The following is a 16,987-nucleotide window of genomic DNA, read 5'->3' as shown; positions in this document are numbered from 1 at the left end:
TTACTATTATTATATCGAACTCTAACCTTTTTGCAAAGTTAAACGCTAACAAATTCATGAATTTCTCAAATCCCAAAAAACTTACATTTTAGTGGTTTAACGAGCTAATGTAAAAGTTACAACCTCTTTTACACCCAATTGAGATAAGAGTTCTACACCGTGATAAATCGTCCGACCAGTCGTATAAACATCATCGACTAAAACGATTTTTTTACCGCTAACAGATTGATTTAATGCTATCTGATAAGGTTGTTGTAACGCCAGACGTTCTTGGCGCGTTTTTAGGGCTTGGGGAGTATCGTGATGCTGACGCATTAGTAAATTTTGATACGAAATATTGGCTGCTTTTAAAAATGCTTCTACCTGATTAAAACCACGTTCTTTTTGACGTGCTTTTGATAGCGGTAAGGGGACAATTGTAAAGCTACGATATTTTTTCAATTTTTCTTTAATTGGTTTGGCAAACGTCCAAGCTAAATTGTAGTCTCCGCCAAATTTATAACGATACAACCAGTCTTGAAAAGCAGCATTATAATGATAAAGCGCTTGGTGTTGCAAAGTAAATTGGGGATAAATTTCGCGCCACCGTTGGCAGTCAAAGCAAAGACTGGCACAATTCGGGCGCATACAGCCAGGACAGGCTTTTTTTATTTCAATTTTTTGAAAAGCAGACTGACAGGTTTGACATATTTCCCACGTTGGAATTAGCCAAGGAAAGATAATCTCTTGAATTAAAAGATTTCGTAAAATTTTTTGTCCGCAATTGCTACACTTCATTAAGCAACCCTGCCTTTTGAGCTTTTTGATTTAACTCTTTGATTTCTTTAATCGCTCCTTTTAGTGCAGGTGTCATCTGACTAAAACAAAAGATAATCTCGCTATGAGAAAATTCCCCCTTACGATCCGCACGACCTGCGATTTGTAACAATGTCGCTTTGGTAAAAATTTGATGATCTGCCTCAAAAACCAAAACTGAAACATTGGAAAAGGTCACGCCTCTTTCTAAGATAGTCGAGCAACAAAAAATTTGAAATGCATTTTGTCGCATATCGGAAATTTTTTCTTGACGCTTAGGATCTGCTGCATGAACACTGCCGACAGCATCTTTTCCTACTTCCTTTTTTAAAAATTCTTCCATCGCTTTCAACTGGCTAATACTGGCACAAAATAAAAGTATATGATTGTGCAATAATAAATGTTTAATCCATTGCAGAAAAACACGTTTATTTCTAAATGTCAGTGGTAAGGATTGCTTTTTTATTCGCACCAGCTTTGGCACAGGTAGCTTACGGCGATGATACCGCGCTGGTAGGCAAAATAGGCCCGCTTGCTGTTGTGCTTTTTTGATTTCAAGTTCACTAGGTGTTGCACTCAAAAAGACTGATGCCCCTGATTCATGTAAAGCATTTGAAACTGCAAAATGCAATTTTTTATCATGGGCATAAGGAAACGCATCAATTTCATCGACAACAATCAGATGAAAAGCAGCTTTAAAATACAGTAATTGATGTGTCGTACAAACTAAGAGTGGCGTCGGCTCATAAGGTTTTGCTCCATAATAACGTAACCCTACAGATAGCTTAGGGAAAACTTGTTGCAGACGCGGCTGAATTTCACAGCATACATCTACGCGCGGACTGCAAAACGCAACAGTTAACCCCTCAGTTAAACAGTAATAAAGTAAAGAAAACAACATTTCTGTCTTCCCTGCCCCTGTCACCGCGTAAACTAGGCTATTTTTTTGCTTTATAAAATTTTGCACCAGGCCTTGACTAATTTTTTCTTGGGCTGGTGTTAGCTTTCCTTTAAAACAAAAAGTTACAGCTTTTTTCACAGGTTTTTTAATTGGTTTTGTTACTAAATAATGAGAAGAAGTAACCCTACCAAGTAAAAGGCATTCCCGACAATAATACCTTCCATCGGGCAAACGATTTTCATGGGCCAAAAAGGAAGTATTGCAGCGCTGGCAACGATAATTTTTTCCATCTTTTATGAGACCTTTTTGTACTATTAGATCAGATTCCCTTTCAAATTCAGTTACTTGGCATACGTATTGATAGCCTGGATAAAATTTCATATAAATCACCTCAAAAAACTATACGCAAAAAAAGAAAAGTATAATTTAATGAGCAAATTTTTACTGATCTTTTAACATCATAAGCTAAAAAAGACCCCTTAAATTAGTTTTTTAAGCTAACTTAAGAGGTCCACTTTCATTTTTTGTCATTTTTACAGATAAAAAGAAACTTATTTATTTTCAATCAATGTCATTGCTTGTTTTAAAACATTTTCACCATTCATCATGCCATAATCCGCCATATTAATAACTTCTAAAGGAATGTTCTTTGGTGCCAAGCGCTTTTCAAAATCAGCTTTCATAAAGCGAACTTGGGGGCCAAGTAACAAAACATCTACGGGTTTACTTTCTAAAGAATTATCCGCATCTGACGCAGAAACTGCAAACACATCTGCTTCAACGCCTTGTGCTTCTGCAGCTTTTTGCATTTTTGTCACTAATAAACTGGTACTCATCCCCGCTGAGCAAACCAACATAATTGTTTTTTTAGCCATTTTCATTTCCTCCTGAAACCATGATTTTAAGATTTTTGCTTATATTAATTATAAGATAACAAAATATTTTGTCAACGCTTACTAATTATCGCTTTTAAGTAGCCATTTGGCTTTTACTAACTTATTAAAGACAACATATTCTTTGTCTAAATTAACATAAACAACTTCATATCCAGCATTTAACCATGCGTATGCACCTTTTTCCGGATGATGATAATCATTGGCCCACCATTCTTTAGTTTTACGGGCACTTTTAGGCAGTCCTGTAGCTGGAAATAGTAGTTCATCAAACTGCGTAAAAGTTAATGTCACTTGTGATCCACCGTTTGTTTTTAAATAATGCGTAATAACATCATATTTTCGTGCCATGAAAATCACCTCTTCTAATTATCCCTTAAATCAGGTAAAAAGTGCAACCATTAGCTATTTGCAACTTTTTCTCATTTTTTCTATACTAAAAAGAAAAGAAAGACCAAGGAGTTTATTCATGATTGATCACTATCTTACCTTACAACAAGATGGAAAAGCAGAAATTGAAATAAAAAAATCGCGGTTTATCTGTACCTTAAAACGCGTAGAAACAGAAAACCAAGCTAGAGAATTTATCCAAAGTGTCAAAAAAGAACATCATAAAGCCACACATAATTGTAGCGCCTTTGTTATTGGGGAAAAAAGTGAAATTAAGCGCAGTAGTGATGATGGCGAACCTAGTGGCACTGCCGGTATTCCTATGCTAGAAGTGCTAGTAAAAAAAGAGTTGATTAATGTTGCTGCAGTTGTCACCCGTTATTTTGGTGGTATCAAATTGGGGTCTGGCGGATTAATTCGTGCCTATTCCCATGCCGTTTCGCACGCAATTGCTGAAATCGGAATCATCGAAGGAAAACTTCAGCAAGAAGTTTTCTTAACCATTGCCTATCCATTATTTGATAAATTACAAAATTATTTAGCAAATAATCAAATTGCGATTTTAGACACCCATTTTACAGCGGCTGTGTTGATTACATGTATGATTGATGAATCCCAAGTAGAGACTTTTCAACAAAATATTACCGAGTTACTAAATGGTCAAGTCGCGTTTTCGCTAGGAGCTAAAAAATATCATGAGATTTTAGTTTCACAATAAAACAAACCTTAGTTTATGTCTAAAAGCTCGCTATTTGATAGCTTTACTTTTAGTAGCATAAACTAAGGTTTTTATTTTTCTAAATAAAATTCAAAGCGATTGCCGACATATTGTGTCCGTACATATTCAAAAGGTGCCCCATCTTCTAAATAAGAGATTTGACGCATTCGTAAAATAGCATCCCCACGTTTAATTTTCAAAAATTCTGCAATTTGCTCTGATGCTAACATAGCAGAAATAGTTTGATTGGCGCCTCCAATTTTTAAGCCGCCTTTTTCTTCCAACGTTTTATAAAAAGACGTAGTAATTTCTGCTTTACTGTAATCTTTAATTAAGTGTTCTGGAATACTCGCGACTTCAAAACAAATGGGCACATCATCAGCATAGCGAATACGCTCCATGCGCAAAATTCCTTCTTCAGGTGCTAATTTTAATTTTTCCATTTCAGAAGAGCTCGGTGCTGTCATAAAATAAGAGACTACTTTACTAGAAGGCTCTCTTCCTTGTGACAACATAATTTCTGTAAAACTGGTGGTACCTGTCATTTTTTCTTGCACTTTTTGACGCGCTACATAAGTTCCAGAGCCAATTTTTCTTTCTAAAATTCCCTCATCGGCTAAAGTCTGAATCGCCTGTCTTAGCGTCATCCGACTCACATTAAATTGCGTTGCCAATTCTCTTTCAGAAGGCAAACGATCCCCGATCTTCCAGCCACCTTTTTCAATTTTGGCTTTAATTTGATCGTGAATCTGGATATAAATTGGTAAACTATCAGACATTAATAATTTCTCCTTCAATTAAGCTCACTTTTAAAATAATTTTCTCATCAAAATCGTATCATCATTATAACTGGTATATACCTAATTAGCAAATTTTCTCTTTCCAATTTGATTAATAGTAGATAAAAGAAGCCTTGAAATAAACTCTTCTCAAGGCTTCTTTCCGATTTTTGTCTTTTATGTCAAAATTTTGGTACAGATAGTTATCAGTTAGACAGACATTTTTTCTTCTGTTAACATTTTATTAGCAGTTGCCATCATTAAACGAATGCGATTCAATTGATTGACTAAAGAAACGCCAGGATCATAATCAATAGCGGCAATATTGGCTTTTGGATATTGATGACGCAATTCTTTAATTACTCCTTTACCAACCACATGATTTGGCAGACAGCCAAAAGGTTGCATACACACAATATTATTAACACCAGATTTCAGTAGTTCAATCATTTCACCTGTTAAAAACCAACCTTCGCCAGTATGATTTCCAATTGATAAAATTTTACTAGCATCCTCTGCTAAATCATAAATGGATTGAATGCCATCAAAACGTTTTGATGCCCGTAAGGCCTTATCCATTGGTCGTTCCACCATCTCAATTAAGCGAATCCCAAACTCTGCTAAAACTTTACCTTTTTTAGCCATTCCTAAGTTTTCATATTTCCAAATTTGGTTGTAAAGCGAATAGTTCATAAAGCCGATAATATCTGGTACTACCGCTTCTGCCCCTTCTTCTTCTAACAAGCGCACAATATCATTATTAGCGGTAGGAGAATATTTCACTAAGATTTCTCCCACTACCCCAACTTTTGGTTTCACAACATCTGATAAAGGAACCGAATCAAAATCGGCAATAATTTTTTTCATGTTCCGATTAAATTGTGTTAAAGAACCATTCTGCACATTTTTCTTAACCTTTTGTAACCAGTCCGCGTGCATTTGGTCAATTTGTCCTTTTTCCAGTTCATAAGGGCGGGTGCGATAGACAACGCGTTCAAATAAATCACCATATAAAAAGGCGACCACAACTCGTTTTAACATTGGTAAAGTAAACTTGAAGCCAGGATTTGACTCAACACCTTTATTCCCCATTGAAACAGAAACTACTGGGACTTGGGGGAAGCCTGCGTCATTTAATGCTTTGCGCAACAATGGAATATAATTTGTCGCCCGACAACCGCCACCAGTTTGCGTCATCATGACACTCGTATTCGCTAAATCGTATTTACCACTTTCTAGTGCTTCGACTAATTGTCCGATTGAAATAATTGCAGGATAACAAGCATCATTATTCACATACTTCAATCCAACATTGACCGCATCTTTATCTTCTGCTGGTAAACAAACCACATTATAACCAGAAGCTTTTAAAGCTTCATCGACTAAACCATCTTGATGAATTGGACTTAACATTGGTAATAATAAAGTATGTTTTTTACGCATATCTTTAGTAAAGACAATTTTTTCCGGTTCGTCATAGCGTTTAGTCGGGGTAAAGTCTTGTTTATCCCGTTCTTTTACAGCAGCTTTTAGCGAGCGCAGACGAATTCGAATAGCGCCCAAATTAGATCCTTCGTCAATTTTTAAAACAGTATAAATCTTACCGTATTGATCCATAATTTCTTCGACTTGATCTGTGGTAACAGCATCTAGTCCACAACCAAATGAATTTAATTGAACTAATTCAAGATTTTTGGACTTTGCTACCACTCTTGCCGCTGCATAAAGGCGAGAATGATAAACCCACTGATTGACCACTCGTAAGTTGCCAACATCACTTAAATGCGAAATACTATCTTCTGTTAAAACATGGAAACCTTCTTGAGTAATTACTTCACTAATTCCATGATTAATTTCAGGATCCAAATGATATGGTCGGCCAGAAATAACGATTCCCCGTTCGCCTTTAGCTTGTAACATGGCTAACGTTTCCTCACCTTTAGTGCGAATCGCTTGTTTAAAGTTTTCCAACTCTTCAAAACCATGATGAACGGCAGCTGCCATTTCCTCTTGACTAATTCCCAGATCTGCAAAAGTTTTACTCATTACCGTCACAACTGCTTCTTCATTGGCTAAATTCAAGAAAGGATTACGATAATCCACTTTCCCTTCACGAATATCATCAACGTTGTTGCGAATTACATCGGGATAACTTTGGACAATCGGACAATTGAAATGATTATCTGCTTCTGGGCTTTCTTGACGTTCAAACACGACACCAGGATAAAAAATTAAAGGAACTTCTTGATCGATTAATGCTTGAATATGACCGTGGGTAATCTTAGCCGGATAACAAGCCGTATCACTTGGAATGGTTTCCATCCCTTGTTCATATAAAGCTTTATTCGAACGTGGTGACAGTTGAACTCTAAAACCTAAGTCGGTAAACACAGTATGCCAGAGCGGATAATTTTCATACATATTTAAAACCCGCGGAATACCAATTACACCTCTAATGGCATCTTTTTTACGCAATGGCCGATATTTGAAAAGCCGTTTGTATTTATAATCGATCAAATTAACCCGTCGATCTTCTTTTTTAATTTTGATTTTCGCGCCTCGTTCACACCGGTTACCAGTAATAAACTGACGTCCATCTGAAAAAATCGTCACCGTCAACTGACATTTATTTTCACATAAATTGCAGTGGGTAAATTCTTTTTCTGCTGTGAAAGTCGCTAGTTCTTCGGCATCTAAAATGGTACTTTCTTCGGCAATATCATAATTTTCCAAAGCGATTAAAGCGGCACCATAAGCTCCCATTAAACCAGCAATAGAAGGACGAACAACTTGACGACCTGAAATTTCTTCAAAGGCACGTAAAACTGCTTCATTATAAAATGTGCCCCCTTGGCAGACGATTTTCTCTCCTAATTCTTCTGGCCGACGAATTTTAATAACTTTATAAATCGCATTTTTAATAACAGAATAAGAAAGTCCCGCTGAAATATCTCCTACACTCGCGCCTTCTTTTTGTACTTGTTTTACTTTTGAATTCATAAAAACGGTACAACGCGAGCCTAAATCTACTGGTGCTTTTGACTGGGTAGCGGCTAGTGCAAAATCTTTCACATTATAATTAAGTGACTTGGCAAAAGTTTCGATAAAAGAACCACAACCAGATGAACAAGCTTCATTTAGTTGAATAGAAGATAAAACGCCATCTTTAATCGTCATGGCTTTCATATCTTGCCCACCGATATCTAAAATAAAATCCACACCTGGTTGAAAATGATTGGCAGCTTTGTAGTGAGCCATTGTTTCAACTTCACCAATATCCACTTTTAACGCATTTTTAATTAACTGTTCGCCATAACCGGTTACGGCTGCTTTCCCAATAAAAACATCGGCTGGCATTTTGTGATAAAGGTCTGTTAAGACTGCCATTGTCGTTTCTAATGGCTGCCCCTCATTGTTACCATAAAACGAAAATAAAATACGGCCAGCATCATCGGTTAGCACCACTTTGGTAGTAGTAGAGCCTGCATCAATCCCTAAAAAAGCCACACCATGATGTTCTGTAAGACTCTTCTCTTCTGCCGTTGCTTTACTGTGACGCGCTCTAAATTCTGCTAATTCCTCCTCACTATTAAATAGCGGTTGTAAGGTATCAGTTGGCTTTAATTGATCTTGTTCTCCATTTTCCAAACGATTTAACAAATCATCTAAAGTCGTCGCTGTCCCATTTTCTGCGAACAAGGCTGCTCCCATAGCCACAAATAGCTGCGGATTTTCGGGAAATACAATATCTTCAGCCGCAATATTTAATGTTTCAATAAAGCGTTTGCGCAATTCTGACATGAAATATAAAGGACCACCTAAAAAAGCGACTTTCCCTTTAATTTTTCGTCCAGCTGCTAGTCCTGCAATCGTTTGGTTTACTACTGCTTGAAAGATACTCGCCGCAATATCAGCTTTATCTGCACCCTCATTGATTAAAGGTTGGACATCGGTTTTGGCAAAAACCCCACAACGTGAAGCAATTGGGTAAATTGTTTGATAGTTTTTCGCTAATTCATTAACCCCATTGGCATCTGTTTTTAAAAGTACTGCCATTTGATCGATAAATGCCCCGGTACCACCAGCACAACTTCCGTTCATTCGCTGTTCAAGGGCGCCTTCAAAAAAGGTGATTTTAGCATCTTCTCCACCTAATTCAATGACAACATCTGTTTGAGGAATAATCGTTTCAACCGTTTTTGTACAAGCAATCACTTCTTGTACAAAGGGGATTTCTAAAACTTCAGCTAAACCCATCCCCCCAGATCCGGTAATTTGTAAAGAAACTGGTGTATCTTTAATTACTTCTTTACCTTCTGTTAAAATTTTACTTGTTGCTTTTTTCACATCGGAAAAGTGACGTTCGTATTTTGCGAAAATTGTTTCATTTTTTTCGTTTAAAATGACTAATTTGACTGTCGTTGAACCTACGTCAATACCCGCTTTTAGTTTCATGTGTATCATCCTTTTTTTATACAACAGTTTGTTGATTAACTTACAATCCGTCTGATATAATACTTATGTCTATTTTAAATTCTTGCTCACTTTTTGACAATACACAAACAAATGTAGTTTGTGACATAAACAACAAACTTACGTTTTTTGTTGTTTAACTAGAAAGGAAATTTCGATGAAAAAAACCGACTTACGGGTTAAACGAACCAACAAAATGATTATTGACGCATTTATTCATCTAGTAGAAAAAAGCGGGTTTGAACAAGTTACAGTCCAAGATATCGCCGATGAAGCTATGATTAATCGGGCCACTTTTTATGCTCATTACAAGGATAAACAGGATCTTTATGAAACAATTTTTGATTATGCTCTAACAGCTTTTACCTCTGTTTTAAATCCTGCTGAATTAGTTAAAGGTAACCTAATTAAGGTCAAACACATTGAGTTAGTGATGACAAAAATTTATAGTAATATTCAAGAAAATCGTAAATTTTATCTAACCATCATGGACGGTTCTGCTAATGAAATCTTACGCAAAAAAATTGCAGATATCTTAAATGAACAATATGCCGATATTTTTAATCGTCTAAAAATTACCGAAAATGATATTGAAGTGCCTATGGATTTTATCATTGAGTATATGACTTCGATTTTTGTCGGTACACTTCACTGGTGGTTAACCACAGATTCACAAATGACACCTGAACATCTGGCCAAATTAGTCATTAAATTAGTTGGAAATGGTCACTTAACCGTTTTAGGAATTGAGATTGAAAAATAAACGAAGCTAAGGGCTACCCTCTACTCTCGAACAGTAATTTTAGTATGGCAGTCTGAATGTTTATAAAAATCCTAGCTTTCCTTTATAAAAAAAGTAGGTTGCAGATGCAACCTACTTTTTAATGATTTTTTGCCTGCCATTTAATTGTATGTCTGGTTGGGCGTGCTTTTTTAATATCAACGCCTTTTTTGGAAACATTAATAAAATAGCTTTCATTTTTCAACATATAACGAACTTTTTCAACTGTTTCTGTCACAGTTTCAGTGATTTTGTCTGTTATCTTCATTTACAAGTCCCCTTTTATTTGACATCATTTACCCAATCACAAATGCAAACTCAGTCATTTCTTCTTAACTTCATTTTAGAGGAATGTAAATAAGAGCGCAAATGATACGGATTTTTTATTTTTTTGGCACACGTAAACAGCGCATAGCGTTTAAAACAGCAATTAAGGTAACCCCGACATCGGCAAAGACAGCCCAGCCCATTGTCACTATTCCTCCTGCACCTAAAAGTAAAAAGAATATTTTTATAGCTAAAGCAAAAACAATATTTTGTTTCACAATTCGTAGTGTTTTTCTAGAAATTTCAATACCGGTAGCAATTTTAGTCGGCCTATCATCCATAATTACCGCATCGGCTGCTTCTATAGCAGCATCACTTCCGAGTCCTCCCATGGCAATACCAATATCTGCAGTTGCTAACACAGGCGCATCATTAATTCCATCACCAACAAAGGCAACTTTTCCCCCTGCCTGACGTAATTTTTGAACATGATCTACTTTATCAGCCGGTAATAAACGAGCAAAAACTTGATTTAAGCCTAATTTTCCACCTACACTTGCCGCCACTTTCTCACTATCACCGGTTAGCATTACGGTCTTTTTAATGCCATTAGCTTTTAATTTTGTCACAGCGGCTTTTGCATCTGATTTAATCTGATCGTTAATAACGAGATAGCCCGCTAGTTTTTCATTTACCACCACGTAGACAATTGTGCCGACTTTTGTAACAGCAGGAAAACTGATATTGTTTTCTTTTAAATATTTTTCATTCCCTACAAAAACTTTTTGCCCCTCAATAGTTCCCATGACACCAAAACCTGCAATTTCTCTAGTTTCTGTTACGTCAGGTAAAACTTCACCTGCTGAGGCAGTAACAATGGAGCGGGCAATCGGGTGACTAGAATTTTGCTCTAAAGCACTTGCATAAGTTAAAATCGGGATCGATTTACAAAGCGTTACAATCTCTTCAACAGAAAATTGCCCTTTAGTTAATGTACCCGTTTTATCAAAAACAACTGTATCTACCTTTGCTAATTTTTCTAGATAATTGGAGCCTTTGATTAAAATCCCTGCACGACTAGCACCACCTATTCCACCAAAAAAGCTTAGTGGAACTGAAATTACTAATGCGCATGGACAAGAGATTACTAGAAAAGTTAAGGCACGGTATATCCACTCTTTTAAATCACCACCAAAAAGAGGTGGAATAATAGCTAATAAAACCGCTAAACCTACCACAATCGGCGTGTAAACACGAGCAAATTTAGTAATAAATTTTTCTGCTGGCGCTTTTTTACTACTAGCATTTTCTACTAAATCTAAAATTTTGCTAACAGTCGATTGACCAAATGATTCGGTAACTTGAATAGTTAAAGGTGTATCTTTATTAACAGAACCACTTAACACTTTATTTCCTACTTCAACAAGTTGTGGCATAGACTCACCTGTTAGTGCTGAGGTATCAATATAACCAATACCTTCTTTAATTGTGCCGTCTAATGGAATTTTTTCCCCAGGATTTACTTGCACAACATCTCCCACAGCTACTGATTCTGGTTTCACGATTTTTAAGCCGTTATTGGTTACAAGTCTTGCCCTGTCTGGACGCACATCCATTAATGCTTTAATATTTTTTTTGGATTGATTGACAGCGTAGTCTTGGAAAAATTCACCAATTTGATACAACAGCATAACCAATACTGCTTCTGGTCGATCACCAATTAAAAAAGCCCCAATGGTCGCAACTGTCATCAAAAAATTCTCATCAAAAAGTTGACCGGAAAATAAATTCAATACAGCCGTTTTAACGATATCATAACCAATCAATAAATAAATGGTCGCATAAAAAATTGTATTCAGTGGCTCAATCGGTTTTAGTAAAATAAGTAACAGCATTATTCCTGCTGTCAATAAGATACGCCCCATCATGACTTTTGGTTTAGTGTGACCATGTTCATGTTGGTGTTCGTGTTCTGTTCCTTTTTTGACCATTGTTACATCTGGCTCAATTTTTTTGATTGCTTTCTGACTAGCTATTTCAACATTTTCTGCCTGTTGTAAATCACAAGTAATCGCTATACTTGACTGCATAAAATCAACCTGGGCTTTTTTTACTCCCTCAACTTTTGATACAGATCGTTCAATTTTTGCTGCGCAGTTAGCGCAATCCAAACCTTTTAATTGATATTTTAATTCCATTTTTCACACCTCTTTACAAAACGTTTACATGAATGTTTGTTCATGTATATTATAAATGAACAGCTATTCATACGTCAAGCAAAAAAAGAAGATTTATCTTTAAAGATAAATCTTCTACTTATTATCACGATGTTTTGATAAAACGGTTTGTCGGAATTTTCTATTTCCCAAAAATTTTAAAGCAAACATTAACGGTTGCCTATTTTCACCAACCAAACCAATTAATTCAATAAATAATTCCAATCCTACAGCCGTAAAGATAATCAGAAGCACCGTTGCCCATGTACTTGCATAATTCATTAGCAATGCAATAAAAGAAAAGACCAGCGCTAAAGCGTAAATTGTTAATACAGCACCTCGATGCGTAAATCCCAGTGATAATAAGCGATGGTGTAAGTGCATTTTATCAGCCGAAGAAATTGGTTGTTTATTAAATTTCCTTCGAATCATTGCATATACGGTATCCGTAATGGGAACGCCCAAAATAAACATTGGGGTTAAAATTGTAATAAAAGTCGCATTTTTTAAACCTTGTAAAGATAAAATAGCAATCATATAACCGAGAAATAAGGCCCCAGTATCACCCAAATAGATGGTAGCCGGATGAAAATTATACGGAAAAAAGCCAATGATAGCAGCTACCAAGCTAAAAATAATAATTGCCAGAAAAACACCGGTATGGGGTAAAAAGAAGTAACTGATTAGACCGATTGTGGTCAAGCCGATAATTGAAACCCCAGATGCTAAGCCGTCTAAGCCATCAATTAGATTAACTGCGTTTGTGATTGCCAAAATCCATATTAGTGTTACCGGTACACTTAACCAGCCTAATTCAAAACGTCCAAAAAAAGGTAAACTAAAAGTATTTATTTCAATTCCAGCAACAAAATATGCTTCTAAAGCAGCTAAAGTAATTCCTAAAGTTTTTTGGAGTGGCGTTAATTCAAAAATATCATCAATGAGTCCAGTAACAACAATAATGAGTGCCCCTAAAAGCATGGGCCAAACTTTATCTAATGGTAATGTATCGTTAAATTCCCATAAAAGTGCAATCGAAAAAGAAATAAAAATACTAAGCCCACCAGCTGTCGGCATTGTTTTCGTATTGATTCGTCTTGCACCAGGCTTATCAACTGCTCCCATTTTAAAAGCTAGTAATTTGACTATCGGCGTTAAAATTAACGAAATTATCATGGTCAAAAAGAGCCTGATAATAAAACGAAAAGTAAAAGTCATCGTCTGTCCTGCTTTCTTTACTTGGAAGAGTCTTCTTTATCATTTCTTCCAATTTTTGCTTCAATTTTATTGCTTAGTTTTACTAATGCTCCTTTGCGATCTTGTACTTCTTGACCCGTTACATACTCGGCAATAATCGCATTGGTAATACCACCTAAAATAATGATGGTTGCCGCCATATTTAACCACAACATTAGCACAATAAAACTCCCAATAATTTGATATCCACTAACTTTCGCGGCAAAAAACTGTGCATAAAGACCAAATACTTGTCCTAATAACATCCACCCGATAGTTGCCACGACTGCTCCTGGCCAGGTAGTCATCAGTTTTACTTTCGCGTTAGGAACTATCCAGTAAATAATCATCATAATCGCTAACAATGCGATGATGGTTAATGGCCATTTAAACCGCTGGAAGGTTTCAATAATTTGACCAGAAAAACCAAGTATTGGCTGAAGGCCATCTAAAATCATCCGTCCAACCCCCAACACCACAGTCACACCTACCATAGCAACTAATAATAAAACAATTACAATTACCGAAACAATGCGCACTGCAATAAAATTTTTACGATCATTTACGCCATACGCACTATTCATGGCCGTTTGTAAGCCATTAATACTTTTACTAGCAGACCATAACGCTGCTAAAGCTGAGATGGATAGTACCCCGCCAGATCCTTGCGTCAACAAATTTTTTATCGCAGGACCAATAAAAGTATAGACTTGATCTGGAATAATATCTTTAACGTAAGGTAAAATTGAATTGGGATTGATGTTTAAAAAAGGCAATAAATTTCCCACAGCAATTAATAAAGGAAAAAGAGAAAGCAGCAAGTAGTATGCTACAATCACAGCGTTATTACCGATTTGCGCATCACTAAAACGATTTTTTACAATCGTAAGAAATCGCATTAATTTTTCATTATTTTTTATTTTCGCAACAAGCTTCATAGGCACTCCTTATTAAATTTCAAGTCAAGAAATGTCGTTATATTGTACGAGGTAACGTTTTTTATCTTCAACATTTTTTATTACAAGCAAGCATAAAAAACGGAGCCATTCAGACATTAATGAAAGTAATTAACAATCACGGCAAGTTTTTTGTCAAGTTTTGTCGTGATTGTTAATTATTTTCAACTTAAGATAATCTTATCACATTGTAGAATAAGCAAGCACCTTTTGCAGCACTTGCTTACTCTTTTTTACTAAATTAATAAGTTCCTTCTTCACCTTGAGAAGTTAAAATTTGCGGACCTTCTTTTGTGATGGCGATGGTATGTTCATACTGACAACTTAACCCTCCGTCTAAAGTATAAGCAGTCCAGCCGTTAGGGTCCATTTTCATTTTCCAAGTCCCAGTGTTAACCATCGGTTCAATGGTGATTACCATACCTTCTTTTAAGCGTAATCCTTTTCCTGCTTCACCAAAATGTGGCACAGCCGGTGCTTCATGAATTGTAGGTCCAATACCATGACCGATAAAATCGCGGACAACGCCATAACCTTCGTTTTCAACATATGTTTGAATAGCATGACCAATATCACCGATTCGATTTCCAACTTGTGCTTGTTCAATTCCTAAATATAGCGCCTTTTTAGTGACAGCCATTAATTTTTCATCTTCTGGAGTAGCTTTTCCGACTACATACGCCCAACAAGAATCTGACATAGCCCCTTTTAGATCCACACACATATCGACTTTCACTAAGTCACCTTCGTGTAATGGCTTTTTACGAGGGAAGCCGTGACAAATTTCAGAATTAATACTGACACAAGTGGCATACTTATACCCTTCAAAGCCAATTTGGGCTGCGACGCCACCGTGGCTTTCGATAAAATTGCGGACAAAAACCTCAATATCCCAACTGGTGATACCTGGTTTAATAAAATCACGTAAATGTCTGTGAACATCTGCTAACAACGCACCTGATTTGCGCATTGCTTCAATTTCTCGAGCAGATTTTAATGTAATCATACTGTCGTCTCCTTTTAAATAAAGATTCCTTTTTGACACTTGATTTGTAAGAAAATTTTTTTATTCTTAAACCTTTATTATTCTACCACAGGCACTTGTTTTCGCCAAATTTTCAAATAACAACCAGTAGGCAAGCTTTCACCCATTTGTTATAATCATTAGGGATTCTTTGAAACGGCAAAAAAAATAGTTTAATTTTACTTAAAGGAGTGGCAAAAATGGCCCTAGCAAAAATTGTTTATGCCAGTTTAACCGGCAATACCGAAGAAATTGCTGACGTTGTAGCAGAGGCTTTTGAAAATCTAAATATCGATGTCTCGGTTGATGAGTGTACGCAAGTTGAAGCTACTGAATTTGAAGAAGCCGATATTTGTGTTGTGGCAACCTATACTTATGGCGAAGGTGAACTGCCAGAAGAAATTATTGATTTCTATGAAGAACTACAAGAGCTGGATTTAACTGGTAAGATTTATGGTGTTTGTGGTTCTGGAGATACTTTTTATGATGATTTTGCTAAATCAGTAGACGATTTTGATCAAGCTTTTAAAAAAACTGGTGCCACAAAAGGCGCTGAAGTTGTGAAAGTTGATTTAAATGTGGAAGCACAAGATATTGATAATTTAGAAGAATTTGCTAAAAAACTAGTCGCTGCCTTAAATTAACTTCATAATCAAATAAACGGACCCGCTAAAGACTGATGATAAATGAAAAGTAAACTTTAAAAGCATTTTGCTACTTTACATTTATCACCAAATTTTAGCGGGTCTTTTGACTATCCCTTAATAGTTAATTGCCAGTGGATCTTCACGTTTTATAATTTGACTGATTGTATCTTGCATCAGGGCAATAATTTGTTCTTCAGTCGGGTTAATAATTCCCGAAGATTTTAATGCTGCAATACCTGTTGCGACAATCCAACAACCTGTATGAAGAGATTCAATTTCACTATCTGTTAAATCTTTAAAAGCTGGATCTGATTTTACGGCATTGGAAAAATACTGGAATGAAAATTCTTGCATCTCTTTTCCCCCACCATATTCTTCTAAGTACATCGCACGATATAAACGCTTATGTTCGGTGGCAAAACCAATGTAATTGAGTGCCAAGTCGACAATCGTCTCGCCGGTGTGTTCAACTGGAAAAACTTCGGTCGCTAAATAATCATGCAGTTTTTTGATAAGTGCCATTTTAAGATCTTCCATGTTTTTAAATTCTAAATAGATGGGCTGGGTAGAGCACTTCATTTTCGCTGCAATATTTCGAGCAGTAAAGCGAGAAAAACCGTCTGTTGCTACGACATCATAAGCCGCATTCAGAATCTGATCGCGGGTGATTGTTTTCTTTCTTGCCATTATTTTTTAACTCCTTTTTTCCTTTAGTCTTTTCATTTTTTTGTTATATTAATATTGTACCATGTTTTTTTACCATTGCAAAAAAGAAAACGGTTGCTTTTTTATCTTCTGAATAATCCCAATGAAAAGATCGCTAAAAACACAAGTACCAAGCCCTTTCATTGTTTTATTCCCAACGAAATGATATTATCTAAATAGTTTGAAAATTAATAAGTAAAGCGGTT

Annotated in this window: 15 protein-coding genes; 3 read left to right on the top strand and 12 right to left on the bottom strand. The window is 36.1% G+C overall.

Features of this window, described 5'->3' with window-relative positions:
• Positions 1-96: 96 nt before the first annotated feature.
• From IGI65_RS06635 to IGI65_RS06620, 4 genes are all read right to left on the bottom strand, one after another.
• Entirely contained in the window at positions 97-777 is a 681-nt protein-coding gene (locus IGI65_RS06635; protein ID WP_438773637.1) for a ComF family protein, read from the bottom strand.
• Positions 767-2,077 (bottom strand): DEAD/DEAH box helicase, encoded by a 1,311-nt coding sequence (locus IGI65_RS06630; RefSeq protein ID WP_438773636.1) that lies wholly within the window; start codon positions 2,075-2,077, stop codon positions 767-769. The genes IGI65_RS06635 and IGI65_RS06630 overlap by 11 nt, the downstream gene beginning before the upstream one ends.
• Positions 2,078-2,247: 170 nt before the next feature.
• Positions 2,248-2,571 (bottom strand): PTS sugar transporter subunit IIB, encoded by a 324-nt coding sequence (locus tag IGI65_RS06625; protein WP_071863652.1) that lies wholly within the window; start codon positions 2,569-2,571, stop codon positions 2,248-2,250.
• A gap of 81 nt (positions 2,572-2,652) precedes the next feature.
• Positions 2,653-2,940: a DUF7662 domain-containing protein gene (locus tag IGI65_RS06620; RefSeq protein ID WP_071863651.1), complete on the bottom strand. Its 288-nt coding sequence runs from the start codon at positions 2,938-2,940 to the stop codon at positions 2,653-2,655.
• 118 nt (positions 2,941-3,058) lie between these two features.
• On the opposite strand from IGI65_RS06620, the gene IGI65_RS06615 reads away from it, so the two are divergent.
• Positions 3,059-3,697, top strand: coding sequence for a YigZ family protein (locus IGI65_RS06615; protein WP_438773635.1), 639 nt, complete (start codon positions 3,059-3,061; stop codon positions 3,695-3,697).
• Between the two features lie 71 nt (positions 3,698-3,768).
• On the opposite strand, the gene IGI65_RS06610 is transcribed toward IGI65_RS06615, so the two are convergent.
• Both IGI65_RS06610 and IGI65_RS06605 read right to left on the bottom strand, forming a co-directional pair.
• Positions 3,769-4,476 carry a GntR family transcriptional regulator gene (locus tag IGI65_RS06610; RefSeq protein ID WP_071863649.1) on the bottom strand — a complete coding sequence of 236 codons (708 nt, stop codon included), beginning with the start codon at positions 4,474-4,476 and terminating at the stop codon, positions 3,769-3,771.
• A 210-nt stretch (positions 4,477-4,686) separates the two neighbouring features.
• Positions 4,687-8,931, bottom strand: a complete 4,245-nt coding sequence (locus tag IGI65_RS06605) for an acyl-CoA dehydratase activase-related protein (protein ID WP_438773634.1) — start codon at positions 8,929-8,931, stop codon at positions 4,687-4,689.
• Between the two features lie 175 nt (positions 8,932-9,106).
• Between IGI65_RS06605 and IGI65_RS06600 the strand changes: the two genes are divergently transcribed.
• On the top strand, positions 9,107-9,712 hold the full coding sequence (locus IGI65_RS06600) for a TetR/AcrR family transcriptional regulator (protein ID WP_438773633.1): 606 nt from the start codon (positions 9,107-9,109) through the stop codon (positions 9,710-9,712).
• A 118-nt stretch (positions 9,713-9,830) separates the two neighbouring features.
• Here IGI65_RS06600 and IGI65_RS06595 read toward each other — a convergent pair whose 3' ends face one another.
• The 5 genes from IGI65_RS06595 to map form a co-directional block, all read right to left on the bottom strand.
• Complete coding sequence (locus IGI65_RS06595) at positions 9,831-9,998, bottom strand: hypothetical protein (protein ID WP_438773632.1); 168 nt, start codon at positions 9,996-9,998, stop codon at positions 9,831-9,833.
• A gap of 115 nt (positions 9,999-10,113) precedes the next feature.
• Entirely contained in the window at positions 10,114-12,195 is a 2,082-nt protein-coding gene (locus tag IGI65_RS06590) for a heavy metal translocating P-type ATPase (protein ID WP_438773630.1), read from the bottom strand.
• Between the two features lie 114 nt (positions 12,196-12,309).
• Positions 12,310-13,431 (bottom strand): glycosyltransferase family 4 protein, encoded by a 1,122-nt coding sequence (locus IGI65_RS06585; RefSeq protein WP_438773629.1) that lies wholly within the window; start codon positions 13,429-13,431, stop codon positions 12,310-12,312.
• A gap of 17 nt (positions 13,432-13,448) precedes the next feature.
• Positions 13,449-14,387: a YihY/virulence factor BrkB family protein gene (locus IGI65_RS06580; RefSeq protein ID WP_438773628.1), complete on the bottom strand. Its 939-nt coding sequence runs from the start codon at positions 14,385-14,387 to the stop codon at positions 13,449-13,451.
• Between the two features lie 259 nt (positions 14,388-14,646).
• Complete coding sequence (gene map, locus IGI65_RS06575; RefSeq protein WP_438773627.1) at positions 14,647-15,411, bottom strand: type I methionyl aminopeptidase; 765 nt, start codon at positions 15,409-15,411, stop codon at positions 14,647-14,649.
• 218 nt (positions 15,412-15,629) lie between these two features.
• Between map and IGI65_RS06570 the strand changes: the two genes are divergently transcribed.
• Positions 15,630-16,073 carry a flavodoxin gene (locus IGI65_RS06570; protein WP_438773626.1) on the top strand — a complete coding sequence of 148 codons (444 nt, stop codon included), beginning with the start codon at positions 15,630-15,632 and terminating at the stop codon, positions 16,071-16,073.
• A gap of 117 nt (positions 16,074-16,190) precedes the next feature.
• Here IGI65_RS06570 and IGI65_RS06565 read toward each other — a convergent pair whose 3' ends face one another.
• Complete coding sequence (locus tag IGI65_RS06565) at positions 16,191-16,763, bottom strand: TetR/AcrR family transcriptional regulator (protein ID WP_071863641.1); 573 nt, start codon at positions 16,761-16,763, stop codon at positions 16,191-16,193.
• Positions 16,764-16,987: the final 224 nt, after the last annotated feature.

The organism is Enterococcus sp. DIV0755b, from assembly GCF_051713765.1.
Classification (GTDB): Bacteria; Bacillota; Bacilli; order Lactobacillales; family Enterococcaceae; genus Enterococcus_C; species Enterococcus_C canintestini.
This window is presented reverse-complemented; position numbering and strand designations above follow the sequence as displayed.